4 protein-coding genes are annotated in these 16,695 nt (G+C 71.5%); 2 read left to right on the plus strand and 2 right to left on the minus strand.

Annotated elements, in window-relative coordinates:
- The first annotated feature begins 34 nt into the window (after positions 1 to 34).
- Together ACFXI3_RS02045 and ACFXI3_RS02050 are read left to right on the plus strand one after the other, a co-directional pair.
- Positions 35 to 1,207 carry a histidine kinase gene (locus ACFXI3_RS02045; protein WP_378397476.1) on the plus strand — a complete coding sequence of 391 codons (1,173 nt, stop codon included), beginning with the start codon at positions 35 to 37 and terminating at the stop codon, positions 1,205 to 1,207.
- Entirely contained in the window at positions 1,204 to 1,890 is a 687-nt protein-coding gene (locus ACFXI3_RS02050; RefSeq protein ID WP_378397477.1) for a response regulator, read from the plus strand. Before ACFXI3_RS02045 ends, ACFXI3_RS02050 begins: the two co-directional genes overlap by 4 nt.
- Positions 1,891 to 1,951: 61 nt before the next feature.
- On the opposite strand, the gene ACFXI3_RS02055 is transcribed toward ACFXI3_RS02050, so the two are convergent.
- Together ACFXI3_RS02055 and ACFXI3_RS02060 are read right to left on the minus strand one after the other, a co-directional pair.
- Positions 1,952 to 3,124: a macrolide family glycosyltransferase gene (locus ACFXI3_RS02055; protein ID WP_378397478.1), complete on the minus strand. Its 1,173-nt coding sequence runs from the start codon at positions 3,122 to 3,124 to the stop codon at positions 1,952 to 1,954.
- Positions 3,121 to 16,683 (minus strand): amino acid adenylation domain-containing protein, encoded by a 13,563-nt coding sequence (locus tag ACFXI3_RS02060; RefSeq protein ID WP_378397480.1) that lies wholly within the window; start codon positions 16,681 to 16,683, stop codon positions 3,121 to 3,123. Before ACFXI3_RS02060 ends, ACFXI3_RS02055 begins: the two co-directional genes overlap by 4 nt.
- Positions 16,684 to 16,695: the final 12 nt, after the last annotated feature.

Genomic DNA, 16,695 nt, shown 5'->3' on the forward strand with positions numbered 1-16,695 from the left:
CGCGCTGCCGCCGCGAGACGCGGACGATGACCAGGTGAGATTGAGCCGGGCCGCCACCGCGTCCCACCGCCTGCCGGGCGGCGGGAATGCCGTGCTGGCGTTGGCTCTCGCCGTCGTCTCCGTTGCGGCCGCGGTGGTCGCCTCCCACGGCGGCTCGTGGGCGGGGAATGCGACCGCTGCCTTGGCTGGCGCGGCCGTGGCGTGGTGGCGGACCCGCCCGACGCTCGCGTTGCTGACCGGCTTCGCCATGTACGTCGCGGATCTGCTCTTGGGCGTGGTGCCCGCACCGGTGTTCCTGCCGCTGGTCGGCACTTTCGCCGCCGCAGTGGTGTTCGGCAGCCGCCCGGTCGCTTATGCGGTGCTCGCCAGCGGGTATGCACTGGCCGTCACTGTCCCGGTGCCCGGCTGGGACGCTCCGAGCACGGCCGCGGCAGTCGGGTTGGCCGCGTGGTTTCTCGTGCTGGCCGTGGCCGCGGAACTCGTCCGGGTGCGTCGGCAGGCACGAAAAGCCCGCGAGGCGGAGCTGGCCGGTGAGGCCCGCACCCAACGGGAACAGGCATTGCGTCGCGCCGGGGACGAACGGCTGCGAATCGCGCGGGATCTCCACGACGTGCTCGGCCACCGGTTGGCCTTGATCACCGTCCAGGCCAATGCCGGGCTCGCGCTGCTTCCGCGCGATCCGCCAGCCGTCGAACAGGCGCTGACGGCGATCAAGGACGCGGGCAACTCCGCCCTCGGAGAGGTGCGCGCGGTGCTGGACGCGCTCCGTGCGCCCGACTCCGGCGACGTCCCCTACCGCCCGAGCCCCCGGCTTTCCCAGCCCGGCGACCTGGCCGAACTGCTGGACGGCGCTCGAGCGGCGGGCCTGCGCGTCGCGACCGAGATCGAGGACGCGCTGCCGGCCTTGCCCGCTCCGGTGGACCAGGCCGCGTACCGGATCGCCCAGGAAGCAGTCACGAACGCGATCCGGCACGCCGGTTCAGGCGCGACCGTCGGACTCAGCCTGACCTGCGCCGACGACCGGCTGGAACTCACCGTGACCGACGACGGCGGCGGCCGTCCTCGCCGCGCGGCGCCGGGAGGCGGCAACGGCCTGCCGGGGATGCGGGAACGCGCGGTGGCGTTCGGCGGCGCGCTGACGACGGGCCGGGTTCCCGGCGGCGGGTATCGGGTGGCCGCGGTTTTGCCGATCGGCGGCGCCCGGTGACCGGCCCGGCTCCGGCCCGCGTCGTCCTCGCCGACGACCAGGCGCTGGTGCGGGCGGGCATCCGGGTGCTGCTGGAGACCTGCCCGGACCTCGTGGTGGCAGGCGAAGCCGACGACGGCGAGACCGCGCTGAACCTCGTGCGGGAACTGCGGCCCGACGTCGTCCTGATGGACATCCGCATGCCCGGCCTCGACGGACTGGCCGCGACCGGGCAGATCGCCTCGGACCCGCGGTGCGGCGGGACCCGCGTGGTCATGCTCACCACCTTCGACCTGGACGAATACGTCTTCGAGGCACTCCGCCGAGGTGCGGCCGGATTCCTGGTGAAGAACAGCGAACCGGACGAACTCGTGCGCGGCGTGCGGGCCGCCGCGGCCGGCGACGCCCTGCTCGCCCCCGGCGTCACGCGTCGGCTGATCACGGAATACGCCGCCCGCACGAAGCCGGTCCCGTCGGCCGCCGCGGCGCTCGCCGCGTTGACCGGGCGGGAACGGCAGGTCCTCGCGCTGGCCGGAACGGGACTGTCCAATGCGGACATCGCGGCCCGGCTGCGGGCCAGCCCGCTGACCGCGAAGACCCACGTCTCGCGCATCATGGGCAAACTCGCGGTGCGGGACCGGGCGGGGCTGGTCGTGCTCGCCTACGAAACCGGCCTCGTCCGGCCCGGCTGGGCGGCCGAGTGATGCCCGGCCTCAGCAGGTCCAATGTGGACAAAGTCCGCTCGGGGAGAATTCGCGGAACCTGTCACCCCGCCAGCTCCGCCTCGATCAGATCAGCAGCCCGCCCGGTCCCGCCCTCCGCCATCAGCTCCTGGCGAACCTCCGCCAACCGAGCCGCGACCTCCGGCGACCCGGCCAGCTCCAGCACACTCTCCCGCAGCACCTCCGCGGTCACGTGGCCAGGATCGATCCGGCGCCCGACCCCGAGTCGCACCAGAGCGTCGGCATTGTCCGGCTGGTCGGTATGCGGATCCTGCGGCACCGCGATCATCGGCACGCCGTGGAACAACCCCTCCACGCACCCGCCCATCCCGCCATGGGTCACGAACGCGGAAGCCTTCTCCAGCACCGCCGGCTGCGGAACCCAATCCCGCACCTCGACCGTCCCCGGCAACTCTCCGAGCGCGGCCGGATCGACGTGCTTGCCGATCTGGAGCACCACGTGCCACCCCGGAAGATCGCCGAATGCCGCGACGCATTCCCGGTAAAAGCCGGGCTTGCTGGTGAACGTCGACCCCAGCGACACCAGCAGCACCCGTTCCGCCCCGGCGGGAGGCCGCCACCCCGGATCCGAGCGGGAACCGAAACAGGGGCCGACGAAGGTGGTCCGCCGAGCATCCACCCGCTCGGGATTCGGCTGCAGCACTCGCGGGATCAGCGCCAGTTCCCGGGTCGGACGGCCCAGATAGCCAGAGGGGATTCCGTTGCCGCGCAACCACTCCGCCCACCGTCCGTAGTGGACGGAGTAGCGCGGATCACGCCGTCGTTCCTCGAATTCGCGGAAGAGTTCCTCGTCGCTGCGGTCCGGGACCGAGTTCGGCGAGAACATCACGTGCGGCACCCGCCACTGTTCGGCCAGCACCCGCACCGCGCCGACGCCCTGGTCGTACAGGACCAGATCCGGTCGGTCCCGCTCGAACGCCGTCCGCAGCTGCGGGGTCATCGCAATAGCGTCGTCGAGGAACAGGTCCCGGTGCGCGATCTCGTCGGAAGGCCACTCCGCCCGGCCGTCCAAATAGGACAAGAGCGTCGACCGGTAGGGCACGAAGTCCGCGCCGGCAGCGGTGATCACGTCGGCGAAAGCGGGGTCGTTGGCATAGCTCACCCGATGCCCGCGCGCGACGAGTTCCCGGATCACCTCCAGGCTCGGCAGCACATGTCCGTACGACGGCAGATTCACCATGCAGAGATGCGTCATGACAACCCCAGCCGGGACAGCGGCGCGTCAGGAGCATCGACGGCCGCGGTGAGCAGCGCCCGCAGCTGGTCGAGCAGTCCGGCGGCGGTGGCGCGGTCGAACAGATCGCTGGAGTAGTGCAGATAGGCGTCCAGCTCGTTCGTCCGGGCCTCCTGGAATTCCAGGTACAGGTCGTGATCGTGGGAGTCCGTGCCGATGGCGACCGGACGCTCGTCACCCCGGTTCGCGCCGACTGGCAGGTCCTGAAGAGCCAGCTGCACCTGGAACAGCGGGTGCCGGTCGGGCGTCCGCGCGCCCAGTTCCGCCACCAGGTGGTCGAACGGCACGTCCTGGTTGGCGTACGCGGTCAGGTCCACCTCGCGCACCCGTGCCACCAGCTCCTGGAACGACGGGTCTCCGGCGGTATCCGTGCGCAGCACCAGACAGTCGGCGAAACACCCGACAAGATCGTCCAGTTCAGGGCGGGGACGGCCGGCGATCGGCGTCCCCAGCGGCAGGTCAGTGGCACCGCTGAGGCCGGTGAGGAGGGCGGCCAGACCGGCGTGCAGCACCATGAACAGGCTCGCTCCGCACTCCCGGGCCACCGCGGTCAGGCCGTCGCGCAGCCCGGCGTCGAAGCGGCCGAGCACGGTCCCGCCTCGTCCGGTCCTGATGGACGGTCTCGGCCGGTCGGCGGGCAGCGGGATTTCCGAGGGGAGCCCGGCGAGCGCGGATCGCCAGTGAGCGAGCTGCTCGTCGACGCGCAGATCACGCTGCCACACCGCGTAATCCGCATAACGGACCGGAAGCGGCGGCCAGGCGGGCGAGACCCCGGCGCGGCGAGCGGAGTAGGCCTGGCGGAAGTCGCGGGAAAGCACGTCCAGCGACCAGCCGTCCGCGGCGACATGGGGGAGCACCAGCAGCAGAAGCTGCTCCGCACCGGTGACCAGATAAGCGTGCAGCGGCGGCTCGCGCGTCAGGTCGAAGGGTTCGGAAGCTGCCTCGGACAGCACCCGATCCAGGTCGACAGCGGTCAGCCGACGCAGGTCAGGCGGTGATGGGGGCAGGATACGTTGGTACGGCTGGCCTTCGTGCACGTCGTAGACCGTCCGCAGCGATTCGTGCCGTGCGACGAGATCGGTCAGCGCGGCGGTCAGCGCCGCCTCGTCCAGCTCCGGCAGCCGCAGCGCGAGCGGAAGCACCGTCGTGGCCGTCGGACCGTGCAGCTGATCCCGCGCCCAGAACCGGAACTGACTATGCGACAACGGAATCCGGTCCGGAAGCTCCCGACGCTCCAGCGATCCTGCCAACGCGGGCCGGGCCTGCTCCACGCGCGCGGCGAGCCCGGCCGCGGTCGGGTGATCGAACAGTTCGCGTACGGCCAGTTCAACGCCGAGCAGGTCCCGGATCCGGGAGACCGCCCGCATCGCCAGCAGCGAATGCCCGCCCAGCGCGAGGAAATCCTCGTCGACGCCGACCGACGGCCGGTCGAGCGTGTCGGCGAAAACCTCGCAGAGCATGCGCTCGTGCGGGGTGCGCGGAGCCCGGCCCGCTGCCACCGGAGACTGCTGGGAAGTCCGCGGCCGAGGCAGGGCCGCACGGTCGATTTTCCCATTGGCCGTACGCGGAATCTGTGCCATCACCAGCAGCGCCGCCGGCACGAGATGGACCGGCAGCCGCGCCGTGAGCCCGGCCCGCACCGCGGCGGGATCGACCGCCGCTTCGGGCGCGGGCACGAGGTAGCCGACCAGCCGTCCGTCGTCCGGAACGACCACGGCCTGCCCGACGTCGGGATGAGCGGTCAAGGCAGCCTCGACCTCGCCCAGCTCGACCCGGATCCCGTTGACCTTGACCTGGTCGTCGACCCGCCCCTCGTAGTGCAGGAGACCGTCCGCGTCCCAGCGGCCCAGGTCGCCGGTGCGATACATCCGCGCGCCGGGCGGGCCGAACGGGCAGGCGGTGAACCGCTCCGCCGTCAGCCCCGGCCGGCCCAGATAGCCCCGGGTGAGACCGGGGCCGGAGACGTAGATCTCGCCGACCGTTCCCCGCGCCGCCGGAGCGAGCCGCGAGTCCAGCACGAACACCTCGGTGTCCCGGATCGGGCGGCCGATCGGCGCGACGGCGCGGCCGGAACCGGGGGAGCAGGGCCACAACGTCACGGTGTCGGCGGCTTCGGCCGGGCCGTAGGTGTTCACCATCCTTCGGCCGCGCGCCCACGTCTCGATCAGCGTGTCCGGACAGGCTTCGCCGCCGACCACGAGGGTGCGCACCTGAGGCAGGCTCTCCGCCGGGACGGTCGCCAGCACCGCCGGGGCGAGCTGCACGTGCGTGACCTCGTGTTCGGTGATCCATTCAGCTAGCGAAGGTCCTTCCAGGATGACGTCGGGTCCCGGCAACACCAGATGCGCACCCGACAGCAACCCCGTGCACAGTTCGGAAATCGCCGCGTCGAAGCTCGGCGACGACAACTGCGAGACGGTGGCGGTCGCGTCGACGGCGAACCCGTCGATCTGCGCGGCAGCCATGCTCACGACCGCCGCGTGCGGGACGGAGACCGCCTTCGGGGTCCCGGTCGAACCGGAGGTGTAGAGCACGAACGCGGGGTTGAGCGGCCCGACCTCGGTCTTCGGCACTGTGTCTGGTCGCGCGGCAAGGGCGGTGCGGGAATCGGCGAGATTGAGGTGTGGTGTGTCCAGTTCCTCGTGCGTCAGCGTCAGCACCGGCTGGGCGTCGGCGAGCATGAACCGGATCCGCTCGGCCGGATAACCGGTGTCCACCGGCAGCACCGCCGCCCCGGACTTGAGCACCGCCAGGATCGCGAGCGCGTGGTCGGCTCCGCGCGGTACCGCGACGGCGACGATCCGCTCCGGGCCCGCGCCGTGGGCGATCAGGAGATGCGCGAGCCGGTTGGCCGCCGCGTCGAATTCCGCGTAGGTGTAGGAAATCCGCGCATCGGAGACCGCGGGCCGGTCGGCGTAGCGTGCGGCGATCCGGCTGAACCACTCCGCGACGGTCGGCGTCGGCCGCAGGATCCGGCCGGGTTCGGCCGCGACGGTCAGGAGGATCTGGCGGAAGCGCGAGGCCAGCTCAGTCGCCGTCGCCGGGCTGACGACGTCAGGCCGGTACGCCAGCCGAATCCCGAGTTCCGCGCCGGGGCGGACGGTGAGGTCGAGCGGGTAATGCGTCGATTCCCGGCCGCTGATTCCGGCGAACAGACCGTCGCCGCCGAGCAGTTCCTTGGCGCCAGCGTAGTTCTCGACAACGGTGGCCGTGTCGAACAGCTCGCCGTGCCCGGCAAGACGCTGGATCTCCGCGAGGTCGAGGTACTGATGCTCGAACAGCTCTGTCTGTTCCCGCTGGAGCCGCCGCAAGAACTCGGCGAGCGGCTCGTCCGCGACCAGCCGTACGCGCACCGGGAGCGTGTTGATCAGCAGGCCGATCAGCTCGTTCGCCGCCGGCAGCTCCGGCGGACGCCCGGACACGGTGGTGCCGAACACGACGTCCGCGCGGCCGGTGTGCTCGCCGAGCAGAATCGCCCAAGCAGCCTGGACGGCCGTGTTGAGCGTGACGCCGAGCTGCCGCAGCCGTGCCGACAACCTGGCGTAGTCCTCAGTGGACAGTGACGTCGTGATCTCGACCGGATCAGCGGTCGCGCGCCGGTCCGCGATCAGCGTCGGACCGGGGAGGCCGTCCAGCGAAGACCGCCACGCCTGAATCGCGGCCTCTCGGTCCTGTTCGCCGAGCCAGTCGAAGTAGTCGCGCAGCTCCGCCACGGACGCCCGGTGATCCCCGGCGTACCCACGGCGAATCTCGTCCAGCAGCAGCGGAATCGACCACCCGTCCAGCAGGACGTGGTGATAGGTGAGCACCAGCCGGTTCTGTCCGCCGGGCATCCGCACCAGCAGCGCCCGCAGCAGCGGCGGCTTGGCCAGGTCGAACGGCCGGGCCGCCTCCGTCTCGACGAGCGCTTCCACTTCGCCGTTGCCGCGCACATCGGTCCACTCCGGCTCCGTCAGCGCCGGAATCACCGCGACCGGCTCGCCGGAACTGACTGTCGGGAACGCCGCGCGCAGGTGCGGGTGTCGCTCCAGCACCGAGACCAGCGCCGCCCGCAGCCGCGAAGCATCCACCTCTCCGGTGAGATCGAGGCTGAGCTGCATGCGATAGAGATCGGTGCCGGCTCCGTCGAGGTTGGCGTGGAACACGAATCCGCGTTGCAAAGGCGTGAGCGGAAGGATGTCGGCGTACCCGGGGTACTCCGTCGCGATTCGGTCCACATCGGACTGCCGGAGCGGTGTCAGCGGGAAGTCCGAAGGCGTGTGCCCGCCGGCGCCGGGAATCCGGGCGTGGTCGGCGAGCGCGGTCACCGCGCGGGTCCAGCTCTCCGCGAGGTCTACGAGGTCCGCTTCGGACAGCAGCGCCGGGGCGCAGGTCCAGGTGGCGCCGAGGACGGGACCGTCCGGGCCTTCGGTCACGTGGGCGTCGACGAGCAGCGGATGCCCCAGCGGCTGCCGGTTGCCGGAGCCGCCGGTGATCACCTCGGCGGTGAGCGCGCCGTAGTCGGTCACCGGGGCCCAGTCGGCCTCGGCGGACGGGGTGAACCGGCCGAGGTAGTTGAACGCGATCTGGGCTGCGGGGGCGGCGGCGAGCGTGGCCGCGGCGTCCGGGTTGAGGTAGCGCAGCAGCCCGTAGCCGAGGCCCTGCCCTGGTGCGGAGCGGACCTGCTCCTTGACCCGCCGCAGGCACGCGCCCGCGTCCGGGCCGCCGGACCAGAGGTCGTCCCACCGGAGCGGGCCGGGGTCGAGGCGGACCGGACGCATGCTGGTGAACCAGCCGACCGTGCGGGTCAGGTCGATCGCGTCGTCGAGGTCCGCGCGTCCGTGTCCCTCGACGTCGACCCGGAACGCCTTGCGGGGCAGGCTGTTGCGCTCACGCCAATCGGCGACCGCGATCGCGAGTGCGGTGAGCAGGACGTCTTCCGCCGAAGCATGGAAGGCCGCACACACCGGACCGAGTACGGCGTGGGTGGTGTCCGCTGGGAGCGAGACGGTGTGGTGGGTGGCTGTGCCGAAAGTGTCTCGTTCGCTGTTCAGGCTCCCCGTGGTGATGGCGGGGCCGGTGTCGGTAATGACCGAGTTCCAGTACGGCAGCTCCGCCAGCCGACGCGCGGACCGGGCTTCCTCGTTCAGCCGGGTCGCCCAAGCGCGGAAGGACGTGGGTACCGCCGGCAACGGGGTGCCGGGGTCCTCGCAGGCGGCGGCGAGATCGGACAGGAGGATGGGCCAGGAGACGATGTCGACGGCCAGGTGGTGCACGATCAGCAACAGGCGGCCCCGGCGAGCGGGTCCGGCGTCGAACCAGACCGCGCGGACGATCACGCCTCGCTCGGGCGCGAGGGATGCTCCCGCTGCCGCGGCTTCGGACTGGACGAGCGCTTCGGGGTCGGGGCCGGTGATCTCGACGCGGCGAAGACAGTTTCCGGCGCTTGGTTCGATGGCGATCGTGCCCGGTTCGGGCGAGGGGGATATGCTCGGCCCTGCGCTGGTGTCGGCTGACGGGTGGCTGTCTCCAGTGCTCGGTGCGATGGCATCCCTTCCCCGCCCTCGCGCGCTCTCCCCGGCACCCGGTGCACCGCCAAGCCAACCTCCAGCCTGGCTGTCGGGAACACCCGGCACCCACCGCATCCGCAGCATCTCGTGCCGCGCGAGGACCTGCTCCAGCGCACCCGCCAGCCGATCCTCGGTCAGCCCGGCGGGAGTGTGCACGAACGCCGACTGACTGAACCGGTCGATATCGCCGCCGGTCTCGGCCAGCCAGTGCATCACCGGCGTCAGCGGCACCTCCCCGCCGCCAAGCTCGACGTCGGCCCGGACCCGTGCTACGGCGGCAAGCCCGGCCGGACTTCCGTGCCGGAACACCTCCCGCAGGGTGAACCCGAGACCGGCGGCCTGCGCGCGTGCCACCAGCTGGATCGCGGAAATGCTGTCCCCGCCCAAGTCCAGGAATCCGTCGTCCGCGCCGACGTCGGTCACGCCGAGCACCGAGCCGAAGATCTGGCACAACGTCGCCTCTCGCGCATCGGCCGGGCGGCGAGACTCGCGGCGGGCCGGGCGGGGCAGCGCGGCGCGGTCGATCTTGCCGTTGGCCAGCCGGGGCAGCTCGTCGAGCCCGATGACCGCACCGGGCACCACGGATTGGGGCAGCAACTGAGCGAGATGCTCCCGAACGCCCATCACCTCGGCAGGCACCACGTAAGCGAGCAGCCGCTTGTCCACAGTGGACACCACAGCCTGCTCGACGTCCGGATGCGTCAGAAGGGCAGCTTCGATCTCGCCCGGTTCCACGCGCACGCCGTTGATCTTCAGCTGTCCGTCGGTACGCCCGTCGTAGTGCAGCGTGCCGTCGGAGTCCCAGTGCGCGAGGTCGCCGGTCCGGTACATGCGCGCGCCCGGTGGACCGTACGGACAAGCGGTGAAGCGTTCAGCAGTCAGGGCAGGGCGACCGCCGTAGCCGCGGGCCAGGCAGTCTCCGGCCAGGTACAGCTCGCCGGTGATCCCCGGCGGGAGCGGGCGCAGTGCGGAATCGAGCACCAGCACGCGCACTCCCGGCATCGGCCGGCCGATCGGCGCGACGGCCGTTCCTGAGCCGGGCTCGCAGTCCCACAGGGTCGCCCAGATGGTCGCCTCGGTCGGACCGTAGGCGTTGACCACCGTGCGGCCGTCGCTCCATCGCTGCGCCAGTTCGCCGGGGCACGCCTCGCCGCCGACGATCACGGTGGTCAGGCCGTCCGCCGATTCGGGCGGGATCGTGCCCAGGACCGTCGGCACCAGCTGAGCGTGGCTGATTTCGGCCTCGCGAAGCCAATCGCCGAGTCCGGCCCCGGCGCGCGGCACGCTGGGATCCGGGATCACCACAGTCGCCCCTGCGGCCAGGGGGACGAACAGTTCCGCCACCGAGATGTCGAACGCCGCCGAGGTGGTGTGCGCCATCCGGGCGTTCTCGTCGAGGCGGTAGCCGGGCACGAAGGCGGCGATGGCGTTCGCGACCGCGGCACGTGTGGTGACGACGGCCTTCGGAGTGCCGGTCGAACCTGAGGTGTAGAAGAGAAAAGCCGGATGCTGCGGCATCGCGCGCTCAACCGGTCGCGTGTCAGGCTGGTCGATGGTGTTCGGCAGGATGAGATGCGGGCCGGGCAGGCCGTCGAGGGTCGTCGCGGTTCCGAGCGTCAGCAGCGGGCGGGCGTCTTCGACCATGAACTGTCGGCGGTGGAGCGGATGGTTGAGGTCGAGCGGCAGTGCGGCCGCGCCTGCGCGAGTGATCGCGAGCAGCGCGGTCAGGTATGAAGCAGACGGCGGGATCGCCACCGCCACTGTCCTTTCCGGACCGACGCCGTGCTCGATCAGCAAGTGCGCCAATCGGTTCGCCGCCGCGTCGAGTTCGCGATAGGTGAGCTGTCCGTCCGCGTCGCGTACGGCGACCCGGTCCGTGCCCGCCGAGATCGGGTCGAACGGCCGCGCTCCCGCAGCGGCACCGAGTCCCGCGGCGAGCAATTCCTGCGCACGGTCGTCGGTCAAAAGCCGGAGCGCCCCGGCCGGTCGCGAAGGCTGATCAGCGATCGCCGTCAGCAGGCTGAGGAAGCTCTCGGCGACCTCCACCGCGGTGTCCGCGCTGAGCACGTCCGGCCGGTAGGCGAGTTCGACAGTCAGCTCGTGCCCGGGAATCACGTAAAGGTAGAGCGCGTAGTGCGTCGACTCCTGCCTGCCGAATCCGGTGACCGCCAGCTCGCCGGCGCGGCCGAGCCCGCCGATGTCCGGATACGTCTCGACGACGGTCGCGGTGTCGAACAGCACCCCGTGCCCGGCCGCGCGCTGGATGTCGGCGAGGCCGAGATACTGGTGCTCCAGCAGATCCGCCTGCTGGTCCTGAACCTGGCGCGGCAACGCCGCCAGCGGTTCGTGCGGCGAACACCGGACCCGGACCGGGATCGTGTTGATCAGCAGCCCGACCATCCGGTCCGCGTGCTCCAGCTCCGCCGGCCGTCCGGAAACCGTAGTGCCGAACACGACGTCGGCCTTGCCGGTGAGCCTGCCGAGCAGGACCGCCCACGCCGACTGCACCGCGGCGTTGAGCGTCAGGTCCAATCCCCGCAACCGATCCCGGAGCGCGGCGAAGACGTCTGCCCCCAGTCGGACGCTGACCTGCTTCGGCCGGACAGCGCGCGAGCGCGGCGGGGCCACCAGAGTCGGCCCGTCGAGATCCCGCAATGTCTGCGCCCACGCCTTGGCCGCCACCGCGTGGTCCTGTTCCGCCAGCCAGCGCAGGTAGTCGCGGTGGTCGGCGGCGGGAGGCAGGTCCTCGCCGGCGGCCAGCGCGAGCAGTTCGCGGATGACGATGGGCGTCGACCAGCCGTCCAGCAGCACGTGGTGCACGGTCAGCAGCAGCCTCGACCGTCCCTCGCCGAGCTTCAACAGCGCAGCCCGCAGCAGCGGGGGACGGGCAAGGTCCAGCGGCGCCTGCAGCTCCTCGGCGGAGATCCGCTCGGCTTCGTGCTCTGCCGAGGACACGTCAGCTTCGCGCCAGTGGGGCGGACGGTGCGCCGGGATCACCTGCACGAGGCGGCCGTCGCGGGTGGCCGGAAACGCCGCGCCGAGATTCGGGTAACGGCGGACCAGCGTGTCGACTGCGTCGCGAAGCCGGTCCGGATCGAGGTCGCCGTCCACCTCGAGCGCCAGTTGCACGCGGTAGTTCTCGGAGTTGTCGTAGCTGCCGTGGAACACCAGACCCTGTTGCAGCGGCGTGAGCGCCACGACGTCGATCAGGCCCGGATAGTCGCGGAGCAGGTAGTCGACCTCGGCCTGGTTCACTGACGCCAACGGGAAATCGGCGGGGGTGCGACGGTCGCCGGCCAGCCGTGCGAGCCGGGCCGGGGTGCGGCGCAGGAACAGCTCGTGCGGCGTGAAGCGGATGCCTTTCGCCTGCGCCCGGCCGACCAGCGTGATCGCCAGCAGGCTGTCCCCGCCGAGCGCGAAGAAGCTGTCGTCGACTCCGGCCTCGGCGAGCCCGAGCACCTCGGCGAACACCTGGCACAGCAGCTGCTCCGTGGAGGTCGTCGCGCGCTTTGTCGGAGTCGCGGACCGGACTGGGGCCGGCAGCGCGGCGAGGTCGGTCTTGCCGTTGCGGGTGGTCGGGATCTCTTCCAGGACCACAAGGTCAGCCGGAACGAACGCGCCGGGAAGGGCGGCGGCGAGCCCGGTCAGCACGCCCTCGACGTCCACTGTGGACTCCGCGGCGGGCACGACGTAACCGACGAGGCGTCGTTTGCCCGGCTCGTCTTCCTGCACGACCACCGCCGCGCGCCGGATCGCCGGATCGGCGCGCAAGGCCGCTTCGACCTCGGCGGGCTCGATCCGCACGCCGTGGATCTTGACCTGCGCGTCGGCGCGCCCGCAGAAGTGCAGGATGCCGTCCGAGTCCTCGCGGACCAAGTCCCCGGTCCGGTACATCCGCGCGCCCGGCGGGCCGAACGGGCAGGCCACGAACCGCTCGGCCGCCAACCCCGGACGGCCGACGTAGCCGCGGGCCAGTCCCGCCCCGGTCAGATAAAGTTCGCCGGATTCGCCTGGCTCCACCGGGCGCAACCGCGCGTCGAGCACGTGCGCGGCGACACCCGGCAGCGGGCGGCCGATCGGGGCGGCGGCCGTCGTCGCACGGCCAGGCCGGTGCCGCCACAGCGTCGCGACCACCGTGGCTTCCGTCGGCCCGTAGGTATTCCAGATCTCCCGGTCCGGCCCGGCGAGGCGGTCGAGCAGGTCCGCCGGGCACGACTCGCCGCCGAAGATCAGCAGCCGGACCGACTCCAGGTCCCGCGCCGTCCACGCGGCGGCGAGGGCGGGCACCGTCGAGACCACGCTGATCCCGCGTTCCCGCAGCCAAGGCCCCTCGACCGTCTCCCGGGCCGCCGGGACCAGGCACGCGCCGCTGCGCCACGCCAGCCAGATCTCCTCGCAGGACCCGTCGAAGGCGACCGAGAGCCCGGCGAGGACCCGGTCGCCCGGCCCGAGCGGCTGACCGGCGCGGAACAGCCGCGCCTCGCTGTCCACAAAGGACACCGCTGCGGAATGCGGGACCGCCACGCCCTTCGGCCGCCCGGTGGAGCCGGACGTGAAGATCACCCACGCCTCGCCGTCAGCCCGGCTCGCACTCGCGGAGCGCGGCTCGACTCGGCCGCCCTGCCGCACCACCGCTCGAACCTCAGCCTCGGCGAAGACCAGCTCGACGCGCTCGTCCGGATCGTCGGCATCCACCGGGACATACGCGGCCCCGGCGATGAGCACGCCGAGGATCGCGATGTACAGCTCAGCCGTGCCGGAGGGAATCCGCACGCCGACCCGGTCGCCCGCGCCGACTCCGAGCCCGCGCAGGCGCTCAGCCAGCGCACCGGCCTGTTCGGACAGCGCGGAGTAGCTCAGCACCGTGGTTCCGTCGTCGAGCGCCGCGGCCTCCGGATGCCGTCGCGCAGTCTCGGCGAAGACGTCCGCCAGCGTCCGGTCCACCGTGCGGGAATTGTTGCGGACCAGTACTTCCTGCGGCTTGTCGGACATGGCCGCGGCGATCCGGGCCGGGGTCCGCCGCCGGAACACGTCTCGCGGCGAGAACGTCAGACCCGCCTTCCGGGCGCGGTTCACCAGCCGGATCGAGGACATGCTGTCTCCGCCAAGCGCGAAAAAACTGTCCTCCGGCCCGGCGTCGGCCACCCCGAGCACCTCGCCGAACAACCGGCAGATCAACCCGACCGTGCCGGACACCTCTCCGCGCGGAGCGGTAGGCGCAGCAGGCGCGGGCAAGGCGCTCCGGTCCAGCTTGCCGTTGCGAGTGAACGGAATCGATTCCAGCACGACCAACGCACCAGGCACCAACCCGCTGGGCAAGCGACCGGCGAGGTCCGCCAACGCCGCTTCAGTGTCCACAGTGGATCCGGTCACATACCCGACGAGCCGTCCTTCGCGGAGCACAACGACCGCGTGCTCGACGTCCGGCCGCGCCAGCAGAGCGGCCTCGATCTCGCCGGGCTCGACCCGGATCCCGTTCACCTTGACCTGGTCGTCGGCGCGGCCCCGGAATTCCAGCAGCCCGTCGTAGCCCCACCTCGCGAGGTCGCCGCTGCGGTACATCCGCGCACCCGGCGGCCCGAACGGGCACGCCACGAACCGCTCCGCCGACCGGCCCGGCTGACCCAGATAACCCCGGGCAACCCCGGATCCCGCGAGATAGAGCTCACCGGTCACCCCCGGCGGCACCGGTTTCAGCGCCGCGTCCAGCACGTACACCTGCGCGCCCCGATGCGGGCGGCCGATCGGCACGGTCGGCGTCTCGACACCGGGCTCGAAGTCCCAGAGCGTCGCGCTGACAGTCGCCTCGGTCGGGCCGTAGGCGTTGACTACCCGGCGTCTGTCCGCGTGCCACCGCGCCGCCAGGTCCGTCGGACACGCCTCGCTGCCGACGAACATGGTCCGGACGTCGCGGAGCGATCCTTCCGGGAGACTGGCGAGAACGGTCGGAGTGAGCAGCAGCTCGGTGACTGCCTGATCGTCCAGCCACTTCGCCAGGTCCTCTCCGGCGGTCGGCACCTCGGGGATTACCAGCGTCGCTCCGGCGACCAGCCCAGCGCCGATCTCGGCCACGGACGCGTCGAAAGCCGCCGAGGCGAGTTGCGCGACCCGTGACTCGCCCGTCAGCCCCAGCCGCTCAGCCCAGGTCGCCGCCAGCCGCGCCCACGAATCGCGGGTGACCAGCACGCCCTTCGGCTCGCCGGTCGACCCTGAAGTGTGCAGCAGGTACGCGGCATTGTCCGGAAGCGCCTGATGCGGCAGAGCTGCGGTGGGCAGATCATCCAGCGCGTCCAGCACAACGGGGTCGCTGCCCGGCGGCAACAGGTCCACTGTGGACGACGTGGCCAAGGTTGCCGTGGTGTTGGCCAGCAGCTTCGCGATCCGCGCCGGCGGGGTTGCGGCATCGATCGGGGCGAACGCGGCTCCGACGCGGAGCACTGCCAGCACCGCGGTCAGATAAGCGGCCGAGCGCGGAGCGACGATCGCTACGACCTGCTCCGGGCCGATCCCGCGCGCGGCCAGCACTCCGGCCAGGCGCTCGACCCGTTTGTGCAGCTCGGCGTAAGTCAGCGTGCCGTCGGCAGCGTCCACTGCCGTGCGCTGCGGAGCGTTCTCGGCATGCCGGGCGACCAGTTCGGACAGCGGCGCCGGAGGTGGTGCGGGCTCGCCGGTGCTCCAGGCCAGCACCTCCGCCAGCTCGCCGTCGGCGTGCAAGGGCAGGTCGCGCAGCCGCGTGTCCGGCGCGTCCAGGGCCGCGGTCAGCAAACCGAGATACCGCCTGGTCAACGCCTCGGCACCGCGCCGCTGGAACAGGTCCGTCCGGTACAGCAGCCAGCCGTCCACAGTGGACAACTCAAGCGCGAGATCGGCGCGGGCCCACCCGTTGTGGATCGACTCGTGTCCCGACGACGGCACGTAGTTGAACGCGACCCGGGACAGCCGCCCGAACCGGTCGGCCCCGTCGGCGCTGAACTCCTCGGCGATCTCCTGGAACGAGATTCCCTTGTGCCGCAAGCCGTCGAAGAGCGCGTCCCGCACCCGCGCGACCGCTTCCGCGAAGGTCAGTTCGGCGGGCAGCGCGACGCGCACGATCACGGTGTCGATGAACATCCCGATCACCGACCGCGTCTGCCGGTCCCTGCTGGACGTCGGCACCGCGACGGCGACGTCAGCGGTGCCTGAAAGCCGTGCGAGCAGCACGTGATGCGCGGCCAGCAGCACCATGAACGCCGTCGCGCGAAGACCGCGCCCGACCGCCGTCACGTGATCGATGAATCCGTCTGGCAGATGAAACGGCACCGCCGCGGCCTCTTGCCCCGGCACGGCGGGCCGGGGCAGATCCGTGGGCACCAAGTCCGGCAACTCGGCGAGTTGCCCGCGCCAGTACGCCAGCCGCCGCTCCTGATCGCCGCTCGCGGAGCGCTGCCGCACCGCGTAATCGGCGTACTGCGTGGCCAGTTCGGGCAGTTCCGGAGGCCGCCCGGCCGCCGACGCCGCGCACAGCTCGTCCAGCTCAGACTGCAACAGCACGCTCGACGCCGCATCGAAAACCGCATGGTGCACCACGAACAGCAGCCAGTAGTGCTTGTCGGACAAGCGCACGCACGCCGCACGCCACAGCGGTGCGCGATCGAGGGGGAGCGGCCGAAGGCTCAATTCGCGCAGCAGGCCGCGGGCTTCCGCCTCGGCCTCGGCGTGCCCGCGCAGATCGACGTGCTCGACGTCGAGGACGACCTCGTCATGGATCGTCTGGTGCAGCACGCCGTGCTCGTCGGCGGCCAGCGACGTCCGCAGGGCTTCGTGCCGCGCGGTCACCGCCGCGAGCAGTTCCCCGATTTTCTCTGGCGGCAAAGCGGCCGGCGGCAACGTCATGGCCGCCGAAATGTGGTAAGCGGGAGAATTCGGTGCGAATTGGCTGGCGAACCAGATCCGTTCCTGTTCGGAAGAAGCGGGGCAGATCCGTTCGGCCATGAGCAACTCCCG

Origin of the sequence: Amycolatopsis sp. NPDC059235 (assembly GCF_042754125.1) — a bacterium.
Classification (GTDB): domain Bacteria; phylum Actinomycetota; class Actinomycetes; order Mycobacteriales; family Pseudonocardiaceae; genus Amycolatopsis; species Amycolatopsis albidoflava.